Here is a 14,904-nt window from a genome sequence, read left to right on the forward strand (position 1 = left end):
TCTGTCGGTTGTGGTTGGTGAGGACTCGGCCGTCCGGCTCTCAGAGCGGCCCTGGCTGCTGATTGGGCTCGTCACTCTCCTCTTGCGCAGCAACCGGCGGTGATGTCCGTCGTAGGGCCGCGACCACGGCCTGTCCGAGTGCCAGCCCTCCGTCGTTCGGGGGCACAACGAAGTGAGTCAGTACGGCCAGACCGGCCTCCTCCAGGCGGCGGCGGCACTCGCGGGCGAGCAGCACGTTCTGGAAAACACCGCCGGTCAGGCCGACGAGGCGCACGCCGGTTGTGCCGGCCAGTCGCTCAGCCGCCTCGGTGACCGCCATGGCCACCGCGACGTGAAACCCGTAGGCCAGTTCCGCAGGTGGTGTGCCGGTGTGCATCCCGTCGACGATGCCCCGAATCACCGGACGGTGGTCCAGGACGCCGTCCGCAGCGACCGTGAATCTCCCGCAGGCCGGGTCTTCACCGGCCATGGCACGACCGGATTCGGCAAGCGCCTCCAGTTCGATCGCGGCCTGCGCCTCATAACCGATGCGGTGACGGACGTCCAACAGCGAGGCGACCGCGTCGAACAGCCGCCCCATGCTGGAGCATCGGACGGTTCCCGCCCGCGAGATGAGCTGAGCCCGCACCGCCGCCAGCTCACGGCGGTCGCACGCCTGCACCGGACCCAGCTCGGGATCCCATGGCAGGCCCGCCGCAGCCAGGTGGGCCAACGCCGTGCGGCACGGATTGCGCACCGCGGCGTCGCCCCCCGTCATGTCGACAGGCAGCAGATGCCCGGCGCGGGTGTACTCGGCGGTGTCCTCGCCGAGCAGCAGGATCTCACCGCCCCAGACCGACCCGTCATCGCCGTAGCCCGTGCCGTCGAAAGCGACACCGATGATCGGCTCGCCGATGCGGCCGTGCTCGGCGAGCAGCGACACGACGTGCGCGTGGTGGTGCTGGACGAGTTCCACGGCCGGCTCGTCCGGCCCGCCGCCGTGTCGCTCGGCCCAGGCGCGCGTCTGGTAACCGGGGTGCGCGTCCGCGGCCAGCACCTCCGGCACGGTGTCGTTGATGGTCGTGAGCTGATCGACGGCTCGCTCGAAAGCGCGCAGGGCCTCCAGGCTGCCCATGTCACCTATGTGCGCCGAGCAGAAGGCGTTGGCGCCGTCGATGAGGCAGGAGGTGTTCTTCAACTCGCTGCCGACCGCGAGGGTGGGGGTGAGTCGACGCCCGATCCGCACGGGAAGCGGCGCGTAGCCGCGGGACCGCCGGATCGGCAGCTCCCGCCCGTCCACCACGCGTACCACGGAGTCGTCACACGGGACGTGGATCGGCCTGTCGTGTGTCAGGACGGCGTCGGCAAGGTGCGGCAACCGCGTCAGGGCGTCGGCGTCACTGAAGCACAACGGCTCGTCGCTGACGTTCGCACTCGTCATCACGAGTAGCTCGGGGGGTGCGACGGCGGCGCCCGGCACGGGTGCGAGCAGCAGATGATGCACCGGCGTGTACGGCAGCATCACCCCGATCAACGGATTGCCGGGTGCCACCGCGTCGACCAGTGGTGCGTCCGGCCGCCGTCGCAACAACACGATCGGGCGCGAACCGCTCGTCAGCACCTGCTCCTCGTCCATGTCGATGCGCGCCAGTCGCCGTGCGACTGTCATATCGCGTGCGAGCAACGCGAACGGCTTTTCGGCACGGGCCTTGCGTTCCCGCAGGCGCGACACGGCCACCGCTGAATCGGCCCGGCAGGCCAGGTGATAGCCGCCGATGCCCTTCACCGCGACGATGAGGCCTGCGGCGAGAGCGCGCTGGGCGGCAGCGAGCGCGGCATCGACACCCTCCACGCGAGTGCCGCCGCCCTCGTAGCACAGCACCGGCCCGCAGTCCGTGCAGGCGATGGGCTGGGCATGGAACCGGCGATCGTCCTGGTCTCGATACTCCTGGGCACACAGCCGGCACATCGGGAAGTCGGCCATGGTCGTCGTCAGGCGGTCGTACGGCAGCTCCCGGATGATCGTGAACCGCGGCCCGCAGTCGGTGCAGGTGATGAACGGGTGGCGGTACCGGCGGTCTGTCGGACTGAACAACTCGGCGAGGCACGCGGCGCAGGTGGCCACGTCCGGGGAGACGAGGGTGCGCATCGCGGTACGGCCGTGGCTGGCGACGATCTGGAAGCCCGCGTCGGCAGCCGGCTTGGGCGGCACGGGTTGCGCTGTGAGGCTGGTGATGAACGCCAGCGGTGGAGCTTCCCGGTTCACTCGCCTGCGGAACTGAGCCAGAGCGGCGGGACTTCCCTGCACCTCGGCGACGACGCCCTCCGTCGTGTTGCCGACGAAACCGCTGAGCCCCAGCTCGGTCGCCAGACGGTGGATGAACGGCCGGAAGCCGACGCCCTGGACCACCCCGGCCATCGTGAACCGGAGCCGCCCGAGACCAGAGTCCGTCGCGATCACGCGTTGCGTCATGGCAGTCATGTCCGCCGCCAAAGGACGACCCGATTGTTACCGGAGTCGGCGACCGCCAGCCGATCGCCTCTGAGGGACAGCCCGTACGGCCAGCACATCGAATCCCGGGTGATGCTGTCCCACCGGTTCTCACCGTTGGCCGAGAACCCGGGCTGACCGAGCACCACATCCGCGGGCGGGCCTGTCTCACTGTCACCCGGATGAGGCACCGCGTCCCAGATCAGCACCCGGTTGTTCGCTGTGTCGGCAACCGCCAACCGGCCGGCGTCCACATCGAGTGCGTAGGGAAAACGCAGCCTGTCGGCACTCTGCGGCCCGTACGGCCACTCCACAGCCGTCTCGAAGTCCGACTGGCCGATCACCAGGTCGGCGTCTTGGTCATACGTCGGGTGCGGACTCCAGCCCAGCAGGCGGTGATTGCCGGCGTCGGCGACCAGAAGCCCCTCGGACGTTCCCGCCACGTCGTGCGGCCAGCGAAAACTCGCGCGGCCGGCCGGGCCGCCGCGATTCTCGTCGCGGTGAGTGGCGGCCGACTGCCCCAGGACCAGGTCCGGTGGAATGCCGGAGGAGGTCGGCACGCCGCCTGACCAGCCGAGCACCCGGCGGTTGCCTGTGTCGGCCACATAGAACCGGCCATCCACCACGCCCACACCGAAAGGCCAGTACAGCGACGTGGCTGAGCACTCGCCGCCACGGTTCGGCTCGACACTCTCGGGATCCGGCTGGCCAAGGACCAGATCCGGCTCGGTGTGGCCGGCCTGCGGCAGGTGACGGTAGATGAGCACACGGTGGTGCCAGGAATCGGCCACGATCAGCATCCCGTCGTGGACCAGGACACCGGTCGGCAGATTCATCCCGTAGCGCAGGCTTCGGCCACCGGCGGCCGCCCCCTCGCTCGTCATGTCCGGTTGGCCGAGCACGACATCACACGCCTGCCCGTCCCGTTCGGGCAGGCGCTGCCAGATCAGCACCCTGTGGTTGCCCGTGTCGGCGACGACGAGCACCTCGTGCCCGTCCACCCGGCCGACGTGCACCCCGCGCGGCGCGTACATCCACGATGCTGTCGGGTGGGCGGCCGGCAACATCAGCCCGCCGACCGCCGGCGCGCCCAAGCAGGTCTCGACTCGCCACCCGCCGGAGACGTCTGTGGTCGGCTCGCCCGGAGGCGGACCGACAGTGGCGCGGCGAGCGGCGCTGACGAACTTCACTGTCTTCATGCGCCGATCCTGACCCACACGTGCCCGTCATCGACCCGCAGCGGAAGCTGCTCGAGCGCCGCACCGGGCGCGCTCAGACAGTCTCCTGACAGCGCGTCGAAGCAGAATCCGTGCCAGGGGCAGGTGAGCGTCGCTGCTGTCACATCGAGCAGGGCCCCATCGAGCGGCAACCCCATGTGGGCGCACTCGTTCCTGTACGCGGTGAGGCCGGCTCCGATCCGCACCACGATGATCTCGACCTGCTTCCCCGACACGTCCGTCAGGCGCATCTGGCTGATCTCGCCGTCCGGGATCTCGGCGGCTGCGGCCGTCTGTACCCACCCCGCCTCTCGGGCGTCTTCAGGGCTCTCAACCCGACGGCGCACCGATTCCAGCGGGATCAGAGCGGGGCTCGGCTCGCTCGGCAGCACCTCCACGGACGAGATGGACGCGACACCTTGGATCAGTGCTTGCTCAATGGTGTTGCGCATCGTCACCGACGACATGGAACAGCCGTTGCAGGCACCCGACAGCCGTACATAGGCCGTACCGTTCTCGATCCGCACCAGCTCGACGTCACCGCCGTGCGACTGCAGCCCCGGCCGGACGGTGTCCAGCACGGCACCCGTCTCCATCATCGGATCCGGCCGGAGGATGCCGTGCAGCGACAACAGCATGCGCACCAGCGGGTCGTCGACCAGCTCGTAGAGCGCGGTGTGGCAGGCTTCCTCGGCACGCAATCTGCGCACGATGGTGACGAGCGCGGCCCGGTGCGCCGCTTCGATCGCCTCCTTGAGGTTCTCCGCGACGGTGTGTGCATGGCCTTCGAGTGCGCGTGCCGCGGTTACCGCCGCATCGACCGCACGGGCCAGCTCCTCGAACGCCCCCTCCGTGGATGTGGACGTATCACTGCGGGCTGCCGTGCTCGTCATCGGCTTCCTCCGTCTTCCTCATGCCTGCGTGCCGGTGACGGCATGGTGTCGCGCGATCTCGTCGAGAATTCCCCGCACCGAGGTCACGGCCTCGTACTCGTGCAGTTCCTCGAAGGTGTAGCGGGCCTCGACCAGGTTGGCGCGAGCATGTTCGAACATGCCCAAGTGGGCGAGCGCGTTGCCCTGGTTGGCCAGGACGCGGGCACGGCCGAGCGGGTCCTGGTCCCGGTCCCGTGTGCCGAGCACCGCTTCGTAGAGCTCGACGGCCTCGACGAGATTGTCGCCTTGGTGGGTCGAGGGGGCATACACCAGCGCGTTGGCCAGGTTGAGCTGCGCGCTCGACCACTTCTGCGGATGGGTCTCCGGTGTGTACACGGTCAACGCCGCGCGGAGCGAGCCCACCGCCACGCCAAGGCGCAGCTGATCCGAGGCTTCGACCATCGGCATCGTCAGATAGGCGGTGGCGAGGTTCGCGTGCGCGGCGGCGTACAGCTCCGGCGCATCTTCTTTGCCGATCTCCTGCAGCGCGCAGTGGTAATGGTGGATCGCCTTCGTCAGCAGATGGCGACGTTCGCCTGCCTGCTCGTGGAGTGTGGCGGCGAGTTCGAAGTGCAGTTCTGCGCGGGCGACAGCCAGTTCGGTGTCGGCCAGCAGCGCGAGGCCTGCCCGCAGGGACTCGGCGGCGGTGTCCAGGGCACCGGCTTGCCGCTGCACCTGACCGCATGCGCCGTGCAGCACGCCCGCGAACGCCGGATACACCACACGGGTGGCAGCGGCTGCCTCATCGAGCAGGGCGGCTGCGGCATCCGGTTGTCCCGTCTCGACGGCGATCGCGGCCCGCGAGGCCAGTGCGAGAGCGGCGAGTTCGCCGGTGGCACCCTCGTTGTCGGGCATGGCATCGAGTCTGCCGACGGCGATGAGCACGACGTCCACCAGAATGCCCAACTCGGGGCCGAGGCCGGCACGCAGCAGGTCAGGGTCCTCTTGGTCGGGATCGATGACGAACCGGTTGAACCGGCTGACGATGTCGTCGCCGGTCATGGCCGCTCGCGCGGCGTCGATCTCGCCACGCAGGGCGAGTTCGTGTCCACGCAGCGAGTGTGGCCACTGTTGCGGCAACCGCCCTGCGAGCAGCTCCGCGCGCACCTGCGCGGTGTCCTCCCGGTCGGGAAGCAGCAGATAGCCGAACGGCAGCGGGAACGCGCCGATGGGCAGGGGCCGAACCGGCGGCGTCGTCGGCTCGGGCGAGTCAACCATTGATGGGACCTGAGATGTCACGTTCGGCTCCACGCTTGATACAGCGCGCGCTGATCCTGGCGCGTGCTTCGGTGCTGTAGGTCGCGATGCGCTGACGCACCACACCGTCTGGAAAGATCACCACGATGTCCACTGCCCACTGTCCTTTCACGGGGAGAACCTCCACCTCCACGCCGAGAGCCCGAGACGTTTGGCTGGGCGCCGGACGACCGGCCACCGTCTCCGGTTCCTGTGGGTCCTGGTTGCCGGTCACGGCCGACTCCTAGTCCCGGCTGATCCGCAACGCCCCGTGCTGCTCGTCCCACCATCCCTGGCGGACGCCGACCGGGACATCGTCTGCCAGTGCCTCCCGGACGAGCAGCGTGCGGTCACCGGCGATGTTGCGCTGTTTGAGGAGCAGTCCGCCGCTCGCCGTCCCGCGCAACGGGGTCAGCCACACTTCCCCTTCTTTCGCCAGCACAACGGCGGCGTCGCCGGGGAAGTACTCGCGTGCGCAGGCGGCGTCGAGACGCACGTATCCGTCGTCGGTGAACTCCACCTGCACCTGGCCGACTCGGCGGAAGGCCGAATCGCGCCGGATCAGACCGAGCACACGCCGCATTCCCTCCTCCACCTCGGCGCTGAGCAGGCCCCCCGGCGTGAAGTCCTGTGCCTCTATCAGGTAGACGGTCACGTCGGACGGATAGTCGGTGCCGAGGAGCCAATGGGCGAACGCCAGGGCGTTGTCCCACCGGAAGGAGTGCGTGTGCAGTCCGGACAGCGGTGGCAGTTCCTCCACGGCCGGCCCGGGCACCTTGAAGACGGTGCCGGGTTCGGTCTCGGAGCGGCAGGCATCGACGATGATCACCCGTTCGGCACCGCGCATCTGGAACGCGACGTCCATCCCGGCCGTGCCGCCGTCGACCAGCCGCACCCCCGCGGGGACACCACCTTCCCAGAGGTGGCGGACGAGGATCGGCCCCACGCCGTCGTCAGCGCGCAGCAGATTGCCGCAGCCCACGACCAGCAGTCCGCACTCCGACACGTCGTCCAGCGTGTCGAGGTGTGCGGCAGAGTGCGTCATGTTCTTCCTTCCTGGCCGAGGGCTACACGGATCCGTTGATGACGAATTTGCTGAGCTCGCGGCCCTTGCCGTCATAGGCGTGCACGGTGCAGACCAGACACGAGTCGAAGCTGCGCGCGACGTGACCGAGCTCCACCGGGTCCTCCTGGTCGACGATCGGGGAACCGACGAGGGCTTGCTCGATGGGACCAGGGGTCTCCGTCTTGTCGCGCGGCCCGATGTTCCAGGCGGTGGGCGTCACGACCTGGTAGTTGGCGATCTTGCCGTCCTCGATCACGATCCAGTCCGACAGTGAGCCGCGTGCCGCCTCGGTCGAGCCGAACCCCTTGCCTTCCGCGTACTCGACCGGCTTGCTGTAGAAGCTCTCGTGCAGATCGATCTCGTCGAGCCACTTCCGCACCCACTTGAAGTACTTGGGCGCCTCGTGCATGCGCGCGAGCTGGCGGGTGAACACCGAAGGACCGATCTTGCCGAGAATGTCCAGGAACAGCGGATCGTAGTCCTGGTGTGCCGCCGCGCCTGGCGCGCCGGCCACGAGCCGGCGGGCCAGTGGTCCGGCCTCGAGCGGGACGTAGCCCTGGTTCGGCACGTCGTAACGAGGTGCCTTGGCGAAGCTGTACTTGCCCTGCTTGCGGGCGACCTCCGGATCCAGCGGCTTGGTCTCGCCCTCGAACGGATGGCGGGCCTCGGTTCCCTCGTAGAACGAGTGCGTGACGTCCTCGCGGACCCGAGCCTGGTCGAACTCGCTGAATTGTCCCTTCGCGTAGATTCCCGAGCGGTTGATCAACGCCGCGTTGCGTCCGTCGATGGTCGGGTTCTCGTAGAGGGACGGCTCGAAGTAGGTACCGGTCGCGAGGAAGTCACCAGAGCCGGCACCGTACATGTCCAGGCCGATGTCCATGCTGTAGCGGATGAAGAATCCGCAGTCGCTGTTGTACTGGGACTCGTTCTCGTTGACCCAGTTCAGTACGTCTTCCCAGGTCTTGTTCTCGAGCCACCGGTCGATCGAGCAGCCGAGCCAGTGCTTCTCGAGCCAGTTGACCTTCCAGTGTTCGAGAATCGCGATCGCGCGGGTGACGTCGGTGAGCGTCGGCGCGCACATGACACCGCCGGGCACCATGAAGCTGGAGTGCGGCCACTGTCCGCCGAAGATCGCGTAGACCTCGACGGGTTTCCCGGACAGCACGACGCCGGGGCCGTAGCTGGTGCCCACATAGGGCGCGAAACGGCGCACCGCCTCGTCGTACATCGTGGACCTGGCGTAGTTCTTGTTCGTCAGGTCGATGGCGAACAGTGCGTAGAAATACCGCGGGATGCTCTGCAGCGTTTCGCAGGCCTGTGCGATGTTCCGGACCAGCGTGGCGTTCGGGGGGAGGTGCGTGCGCCATGCCGTGTCCAGGGCGTAGGCCGATTTGTACAGGTGGCTGCCGCCGCAGATGCCGCAGATGCGAGGGGTGACGATCAGACCCGCCTGCGGGTCCTTGCCCTGCAGGATGATCTCGAAGCCGCGGAACATCGCTGCCTCGGTGTATGCCGAGGTGACGACGCCGTCTTCGATGGTGACGCGCACGTCGAGGTCGCCCTCGACTCGGCCAAGCGGACTGACGAACAGATCAACGGCCGTCATCGAGCTTCCTTACTGGGGGAGCGAGCGTGGGGAGGAGGGATGGGAGGTTCGTCAGACGACGAACATGTCTTCCTTGGACCACTGCGGGGCCGCGACGCGCGCAGCGGCGGCATGGGCCATGTAGGTGAGGTGATCGCTTCCCTCGGGGACCTCGCGAGGCACGACGCCGCTCACCTTCTGCGTCTTGAACACGGTCCCCGGTGCGAGGTCGAAGAACGGGTACTCGGGCTCGGTGCAGCCCATGCAGGGGCTGCCGGCCCGGGTCTTCGACGACTGCCGGTTCCACAGGATGCGGTTGCACGGCGAGTGGGTCATCGGACCACGGCAGCCGAACTCGTAGAACAGGCAACCGGTACGAGTGCCCTCGCCGAAGGCGGTGGTCGACTGCTTGTACTCGAAGAACTGGACGCGGGTGCAGCCGGTCTGCGTGAAGGTCTTGAAGAAGGTCTGCGGGCGGTGCAGTTCGTCCAGCGCGATATCGCCTGCCCTACCGGTGGCCAGCGCGACAAGGATCTGGGTGATCCAGTCCGGGTGCGCCGGGCACCCGGGTATGTTGATCACCGGCAGGCCGGACTTGGACCTGAAGTCCGGGCCGAGGAAGCCCCCTCTTTCCCTCTTGTGGAACTGCAGTCCGGTCGAGTCGCTCGGGTTGGGTGCCATGGCCGGAATGCCGCCCCATGCCGCGCAGTCACCGATGGCCACGACCACGCTCGCGGCTTCGGCAAGGTCGGTGACCCAGTCCTTCATGGGGCGATCGGAGAACATGTCATAACGCCCCGACCCGTCGGGCCCCTCGATGACAGTGCCCTCGAAGACGAAGATGTCCAGCGGTCGCTCCCCGCGAGCGCACTCCCAGAACACGCGCTGGGCGTTGTCGCCGAGCTCCAGGCCCAGCGAGGGGTGCCAGAGCAGATCGAGACCGAAGTCGGTGATGAGATCGACGACGTTCGGTTCTTCCGCGTTGAGGAAGGACATGGTGTTTCCACTACAGGCTCCGCCTTGAAACCAGAGCACTGACGACATCGCGGTTCCTTTCACTGACGACTGTCACGCCGACTGTTTGGTGCCGGGCGGGGTGCCGTCCCGGCAGAGATGGGTCCGGTCTTCACCGAGCCGCTGCGCCAGCCGCGGCATCGAGGGCCTTCAGCTCCTGACCGAGTGCCTTCGCGATGGCCACGACGAAGCCGAGCGCGCGGCCGACGTCGGGGTCTTTGACGACGCGCAGCAAAGCCCGCAGGCCGTTGATCTGTGCCCGCTCGCTCGCCGCCTGGCGCGTGCCGCGTACGGCGGCACGCGAAGCGGCAGCCACGATGTCGGGGAAGCCGACGCCGCCGACGTCCGACCGGACCGCGTCCTCGATCCTCGGCAGCACGTCGAGAAGTGGTGTGATGAGCCCGCTCAGCTGCCGGGCGAGCTCGATCATCCGGCTGGCCTCGGGCAGACCGGCCGGCTTGAACTGCCGCAGCTCGGTCACCGCGTCGGCGAGCGAATCGCTGATCGTGTCACTGCGGCTCATCAGACCGTCGACGCCGTGGATCAGGATGGCCAGTAGATCTGCGTGGTTCAGCAGTTCGTGCAGCGCGCTGGCGACGTTCGGCTCCTCCAGCCGTGCGACGAGTGCCTCGACGGGGTCCGGATCCAGTGCGGATTCGATGACGGTCACCGTTCCATCTCCAATCGGACATACCGAAAAGTAGGGCGTCTATGACGGGGATCGCATCCCCCGGTGGGGGGAGATGAGTGGGGCTGCAGCGCGATACGCCGATCCACCGTGAGGCCGTGGCGTTGCGTCGCACCGTAGGGGCGGAAATGCCTGGTGCCTACCGCAGATACGAAGGGACTATCGTGATTGCGCATTGAACTTGTCGGAATAACGACATGGTCGGCGCTGATGTGCGACACCGACTTCCTGGGCCGACCGCAGTCCGGTGAAGGGGCGACCCGTCTCGCGACCTGCCGGCAGTCCTCTGGGGCCGGGAGGCCGCCCGTACCCGACGCCACCCTCGTTCCTGGCATGCCCCGGTATGCGTATCCGTCCGTCCGTCGCGGCGTGAGCGGAAACGGGGCGTCGCTGCTGCCGTGTCAGGCGCAGGCCCACCTGAGGTTGATGGTCGGGCGCGGGTCGGGCAGCATGTTCCGGATCGGCGGGGACATCAACGCGCGATGAGTTGCGACGTCAACGAGAGGCTCTCTGTGCCACGTCTGTCCAGGCTCGGCTTCATCGATGTCCGCCGCACGACGGAGCCCATACGGCGGCGGGTGCGCAGCCGTGGAGTGCCCCCGGCTCTGGAGAACCACGAGGTCTTCTACACAGAGGATCCCTCCGAGGCATCAGAGCTGCTCGGAAAGGCGCTGGCCCCCAATCGCCTCACGCTCGGCGAGATCGGAGCCAACGGGTTCGCGGCAAGTCTGCACGGTGTTCGGCTGCGCGATCTCAGCCTGCTCTACCTCGACCTGCACGTCGCCGCGACGATCGACATGGCTCACTGCGGGCCGTACTTCGCGGTCCACATGCCCTTGAACGGCCGAGCCGTGGGTAAGGTCGCCGGAAAGCCGTTCGAGGCCCACAGCGTCAACGCGGTCGTCACCAACCCTGGCGACCCACTGGAGATCCGGTTCGATCATGACTCGCCACAGCTGATCGTCCGGATCGAGCAGGAAGCGCTTGAGCGTTACTTGACCCGCTTCCTCGGTCGGCTGCTCACCCGCCCTCTCGTGTTCGAATCCACTCTCGACCTTGCGGGCGATGCAGCGATGCGTTGGCACGGCGCGGTGCAACTTCTGCATACCGAGGTGTTCTACAGCGGTTCTCTCGTCCGGCGCGGCCTGGGCATCGGACCACTCGAGGACTTCCTGATGAGCACCCTGCTCATGCTCCAGTCATCGACCTATCACGAGATCTCGACCCGGACGATGATGCCACCCGGACGGCGTGCGGTGCGTCGTGCGATCGACTACATCGAACACCACCTGGCGGAGCCGATCAGCATGTCCGACATCGTCGATCACGTCGGCGTCAGTGCGCGATCGATCCAGCAGGGTTTCCGGGACGAGCTGGGTGTCACGCCCATGGGATACCTGCGCGACCGGCGCCTTGAACGAAGCCGCGAGGACCTCACGGATGCCGAACCGTCCCAAGGCGTCAACGTCACCACCGTTGCCGAGCGTTGGGGGTTCAACCACCTAGGCACATTCGCGGCGCTGTACAAGAAGCGCTGGGGAGAATCTCCGTCGGAGACCTTGCGGAGATAACTGCTGCGGGGGGTATCGTCTGCCGCCTGCATGACTCTCAAGAAAGTCAAGGAAGTCCGTGCACGAACTCTCGATCTGTGGGTCCATCGCCGGCATCGTGACTCAACATGCCGTCGGGCGTCGGGTGGAGAAAATCCACGTTCAGGTCGGTCAGCTCCGACAGATCGTCCCGGACACCCTCGTGTACTGCTGGGCGCTGGTCAGCGCCGACACCGCGCTGGACGGATCCGTCCTGGAGGTCGACAACGTGCGGGCGAGTATTGCCTGCCGCGACTGTGAGGAGACCACCGAGATCGGAAAGTTTCCGATGTTCCTCTGTGGCACCTGCGGCAGCAGCCACGTATCAGTCGTCGCGGGCGATGAATTTCTCATCACGTCAATAGATATCTCGGAGGGTTGAACCGTGGGTCGATTCCACCGGCATGCGGATGGCATGGTGCATGAGCATGAGCACGATCACACCGATGATCCTCACGATATCGGTGATCACTCCTCGTATCGGACCGGCGGCGAGCGAGTCTCCGTTCTTGAGCGTATTTTCGCGGAGAACGACCACACCGCTGCCGAAAACCGGGCGGATTTCGCTGCGAGCGCGGTCTGCGCAGTCAATGTGATGTCTTCCCCTGGCGCAGGAAAGACCACTCTGCTGCGGGAGACTCTGCACCGGCTGGCGGACTCCGTACGGACAGGCATCATCGAGGGCGATATCGAAACAAGCCTGGACGCGGATCGGCTGGCCGGACTCGGTGCGGCAGTTGTCCTGGTCAACACCGGTGACGGCTTCGGAGGCGAGTGCCACCTCGATGCCCCGATGGTCCGCTCGGCGCTGCCGCGACTCCCTTTGGAAGAGCTCGATCTCGTACTGATCGAGAACGTGGGAAATCTCGTGTGCCCCGCCGAGTTCGATGTCGGAGAAAGCGCACGCGCGATGGTGTACGCGATCACCGAGGGCGAAGAGAAGCCGCTCAAGTATCCCGTGATGTTCCGCTCCGTGGATCTGGTGCTCATCAACAAGATCGATCTGCTGCCGCACCTGGACTATGACCTCGATGCCTTTCACGCCAACCTTCGTGCTGTCAATCCGGGAGTCATCACCATCGAGGTCAGTGCGCGTACAGGCGAGGGTGTCGACGAGTGGTGCAACTGGTTGCTCACAAAGCTGCCAGAACTCCGGCTGGACGCCGACGCGGCCCTGACCTGATCGCAGGCGCATCGAGGGTGGCGCTGCCATCCTCCGAAAGGCCGATCCGCCTACACCGAAGGAACTTTCGTGAACAGCGAACAGACGCATCTGTCTGCACGCGCAACCGCCGCGCAAGGAAGACTGCGATGAGTCGCCCCTCGATCGCCCAGGCCGACGAGCAGATCGGGTTCCACTGGGTGTCCGAGGCGGGTACGCCGATCAGCCTCCCTGATCTGCTGCGTGTCGACGACGAACCTCAGCGGCTGGTGCCGACGCATTTGTCAGCGCTGGACGACGCCCTGATCGACGCGGTCAACCGCTTCGGTGAGTTTCTGGGAGGCGGATGGCCGGTCAGCTCGGCCGAGGAGGCAAGGAATCTTCGTACGCTGCACCGCACGCTCGATCGGCTGTGCCACGAGTACGCTGCGGCGCTCGCGCCCACCGGGCTCACCGTGGAGAGGCGCGGCGGTCAAATCATCGGAACGGCGCAGTTGGTCGCGGCGCGGGCGCGTATGGCACTGGGGACAGCGGGGCCCTCGCCGCTCGCCGGCGAGCTGGACGAACCTTCCGTCGGAGTCGTGGCCGGGCGGGGGCAGATGTGTGTGGTCGACGAGACACAGCCCTGGCGTGGGAGCCGATGGGTCGTACAGAGCGAGGATGGACACCGCTACCCACTGACGTTGTCCATGCTGCTGTTCGACAGTTCGGGGGTACTCAAGGATGCCGCTCTCGATGAGCACCGGGAAGCACTCAGGGCGGTGACTGCCGCGGCAGCTGACGAGGATGCCGACCCTGACGTCGCCGCAGGCGCGATCGAATGGCTGCTCCACGACTGGCTGATGGCCCACCGCGAATCACCGGAGAGCGCGGCCATCGAGATCCGCCGAACAGACGACGCCGAGATGATCGTCGCTGCGGCTGCGGCAGGAGCCCGGGTTCGAGCCGCGGTCGACATCGGACTCTTCGAGCCGGTCTCGACGAATTGAGCGTGCCCCGGGCACGCGAAGGGTGGGGGTAGAGGGTGGCCCGCCTGCTGCTCAGCGGGGTGGCCACCGCGCAAGATGTGGCGGAGCTACTGGCAGTGGCCCTGCCGGGCGAACGCGGCCTCGACCGGGTGCACCTCCCTCACGCATGCGCGGCGTCCCAGGGATGTGGTGGCCGACGGCGCCGGTGAGGTGAAGCGAGGTGTCCGCGCTGGAGGAACCGCGATCGACCACGGTGCCTACGCGTCCGGGCTTTCAGTCGCGCATGCTTTCTGTGACCTGCGTCAGGACCGCTTGGGTCACGCCCCCGCCGTGTGCCACGCCAGTGCGTCAAGACGCACCACCTTCCACCGTGCGACGACGGTCGTCTGAGGGCCTTCTGCTCTGGACAGTCGCTCCCACAGGCTCAGTGGTCGACCCCGTCGACCTCGGCAGCATGACATCGACGGCGTCACCACTTGACGCTCATGAGGCATGCGCGATCGGCTGTCGCCGAATTCGGCCCGTGGCACTTCATGACGATCGCCGTCACACCACTGGGCGGGGCACCATCTCGCTTGGCCGTGGTCCTTGTCCATGGGCCCCTTGCTGCCACCTCAAGAATCCCCCGGGAGGGGGAGGCCGGTTCGGGCACCGATTCCTAACATCCTTGGAACGGGTGCAGCCCCAGGAGCACGGCAGAGGGCAGGAAGGTTGGGCCCCACCTTTGCGCGCCTGACGAAGGACACGATCCGGGCTGAGCGAGTGCGTGTTCCGTCAGGAACGAGCCATGGGAGGAGCAGCAGCTTTTGAACGCCTATGTGTCGATCCTGATACTCGGTGGCATCGCGACGGCGTTCGCGGTGGGCTCCGTAGTGATGGCTTCGCTGATCGGTCCGAAGCGGTACAACCGCGCCAAGCTCGAGGCCTACGAGTGCGGAATCGAGCCGACCCCCACGCCGGCCGGCGGCGGGCGATTC

Annotated in this window: 14 protein-coding genes; 5 read left to right on the plus strand and 9 right to left on the minus strand. The window is 67.1% G+C overall.

Annotation, left to right across the window (positions count from 1 at the left end):
- Positions 1-40: 40 nt before the first annotated feature.
- The 9 genes from hypF to ACZ5XS_RS16155 form a co-directional block, all read right to left on the minus strand.
- Positions 41-2,452, minus strand: a complete 2,412-nt coding sequence (gene hypF / locus ACZ5XS_RS16115; protein WP_468651652.1) for a carbamoyltransferase HypF — start codon at positions 2,450-2,452, stop codon at positions 41-43.
- A gap of 5 nt (positions 2,453-2,457) precedes the next feature.
- Complete coding sequence (locus ACZ5XS_RS16120; protein WP_468651654.1) at positions 2,458-3,669, minus strand: NHL repeat-containing protein; 1,212 nt, start codon at positions 3,667-3,669, stop codon at positions 2,458-2,460.
- Positions 3,666-4,580, minus strand: coding sequence for a NifU family protein (locus tag ACZ5XS_RS16125; RefSeq protein ID WP_468651656.1), 915 nt, complete (start codon positions 4,578-4,580; stop codon positions 3,666-3,668). The genes ACZ5XS_RS16120 and ACZ5XS_RS16125 overlap by 4 nt, the downstream gene beginning before the upstream one ends.
- Before the next feature lie 18 nt (positions 4,581-4,598).
- Complete coding sequence (locus ACZ5XS_RS16130; protein WP_468651658.1) at positions 4,599-5,837, minus strand: hypothetical protein; 1,239 nt, start codon at positions 5,835-5,837, stop codon at positions 4,599-4,601.
- Positions 5,830-6,090 carry a hypothetical protein gene (locus ACZ5XS_RS16135; RefSeq protein WP_468651660.1) on the minus strand — a complete coding sequence of 87 codons (261 nt, stop codon included), beginning with the start codon at positions 6,088-6,090 and terminating at the stop codon, positions 5,830-5,832. Before ACZ5XS_RS16135 ends, ACZ5XS_RS16130 begins: the two co-directional genes overlap by 8 nt.
- 9 nt (positions 6,091-6,099) lie before the next feature.
- On the minus strand, positions 6,100-6,900 hold the full coding sequence (locus ACZ5XS_RS16140) for a hydrogenase maturation protease (RefSeq protein ID WP_468651662.1): 801 nt from the start codon (positions 6,898-6,900) through the stop codon (positions 6,100-6,102).
- A 22-nt stretch (positions 6,901-6,922) separates the two neighbouring features.
- Positions 6,923-8,527, minus strand: coding sequence for a nickel-dependent hydrogenase large subunit (locus ACZ5XS_RS16145; protein WP_468651664.1), 1,605 nt, complete (start codon positions 8,525-8,527; stop codon positions 6,923-6,925).
- A gap of 51 nt (positions 8,528-8,578) precedes the next feature.
- Positions 8,579-9,550: an NADH-quinone oxidoreductase subunit B family protein gene (locus tag ACZ5XS_RS16150; RefSeq protein ID WP_468651666.1), complete on the minus strand. Its 972-nt coding sequence runs from the start codon at positions 9,548-9,550 to the stop codon at positions 8,579-8,581.
- Positions 9,551-9,632: 82 nt separating this feature from the next.
- Entirely contained in the window at positions 9,633-10,190 is a 558-nt protein-coding gene (locus tag ACZ5XS_RS16155; protein ID WP_468651668.1) for a helical membrane plugin domain-containing protein, read from the minus strand.
- A 530-nt stretch (positions 10,191-10,720) separates the two neighbouring features.
- Here ACZ5XS_RS16155 and ACZ5XS_RS16160 point away from each other — a divergent pair.
- The 5 genes from ACZ5XS_RS16160 to ndhC all read left to right on the plus strand — a co-directional run.
- The gene (locus ACZ5XS_RS16160) at positions 10,721-11,779 is read left to right on the plus strand and encodes an AraC family transcriptional regulator (protein WP_468651670.1); all 1,059 of its coding nucleotides are present in this window, start codon (positions 10,721-10,723) and stop codon (positions 11,777-11,779) included.
- 58 nt (positions 11,780-11,837) lie between these two features.
- Positions 11,838-12,179, plus strand: coding sequence for a hydrogenase maturation nickel metallochaperone HypA (locus ACZ5XS_RS16165; protein WP_468651672.1), 342 nt, complete (start codon positions 11,838-11,840; stop codon positions 12,177-12,179).
- A 3-nt stretch (positions 12,180-12,182) separates the two neighbouring features.
- Positions 12,183-12,980 carry a hydrogenase nickel incorporation protein HypB gene (hypB, locus tag ACZ5XS_RS16170; protein ID WP_468651674.1) on the plus strand — a complete coding sequence of 266 codons (798 nt, stop codon included), beginning with the start codon at positions 12,183-12,185 and terminating at the stop codon, positions 12,978-12,980.
- Between the two features lie 128 nt (positions 12,981-13,108).
- Positions 13,109-13,948 carry a hypothetical protein gene (locus ACZ5XS_RS16175; RefSeq protein WP_468651676.1) on the plus strand — a complete coding sequence of 280 codons (840 nt, stop codon included), beginning with the start codon at positions 13,109-13,111 and terminating at the stop codon, positions 13,946-13,948.
- A 785-nt stretch (positions 13,949-14,733) separates the two neighbouring features.
- Positions 14,734-14,904: NADH-quinone oxidoreductase subunit A (ndhC, locus tag ACZ5XS_RS16180; protein ID WP_468651691.1), on the plus strand; the 171-nt coding region annotated here is incomplete at its 3' end.

This window comes from Streptomyces sp. NPDC033131 (assembly GCF_055578365.1).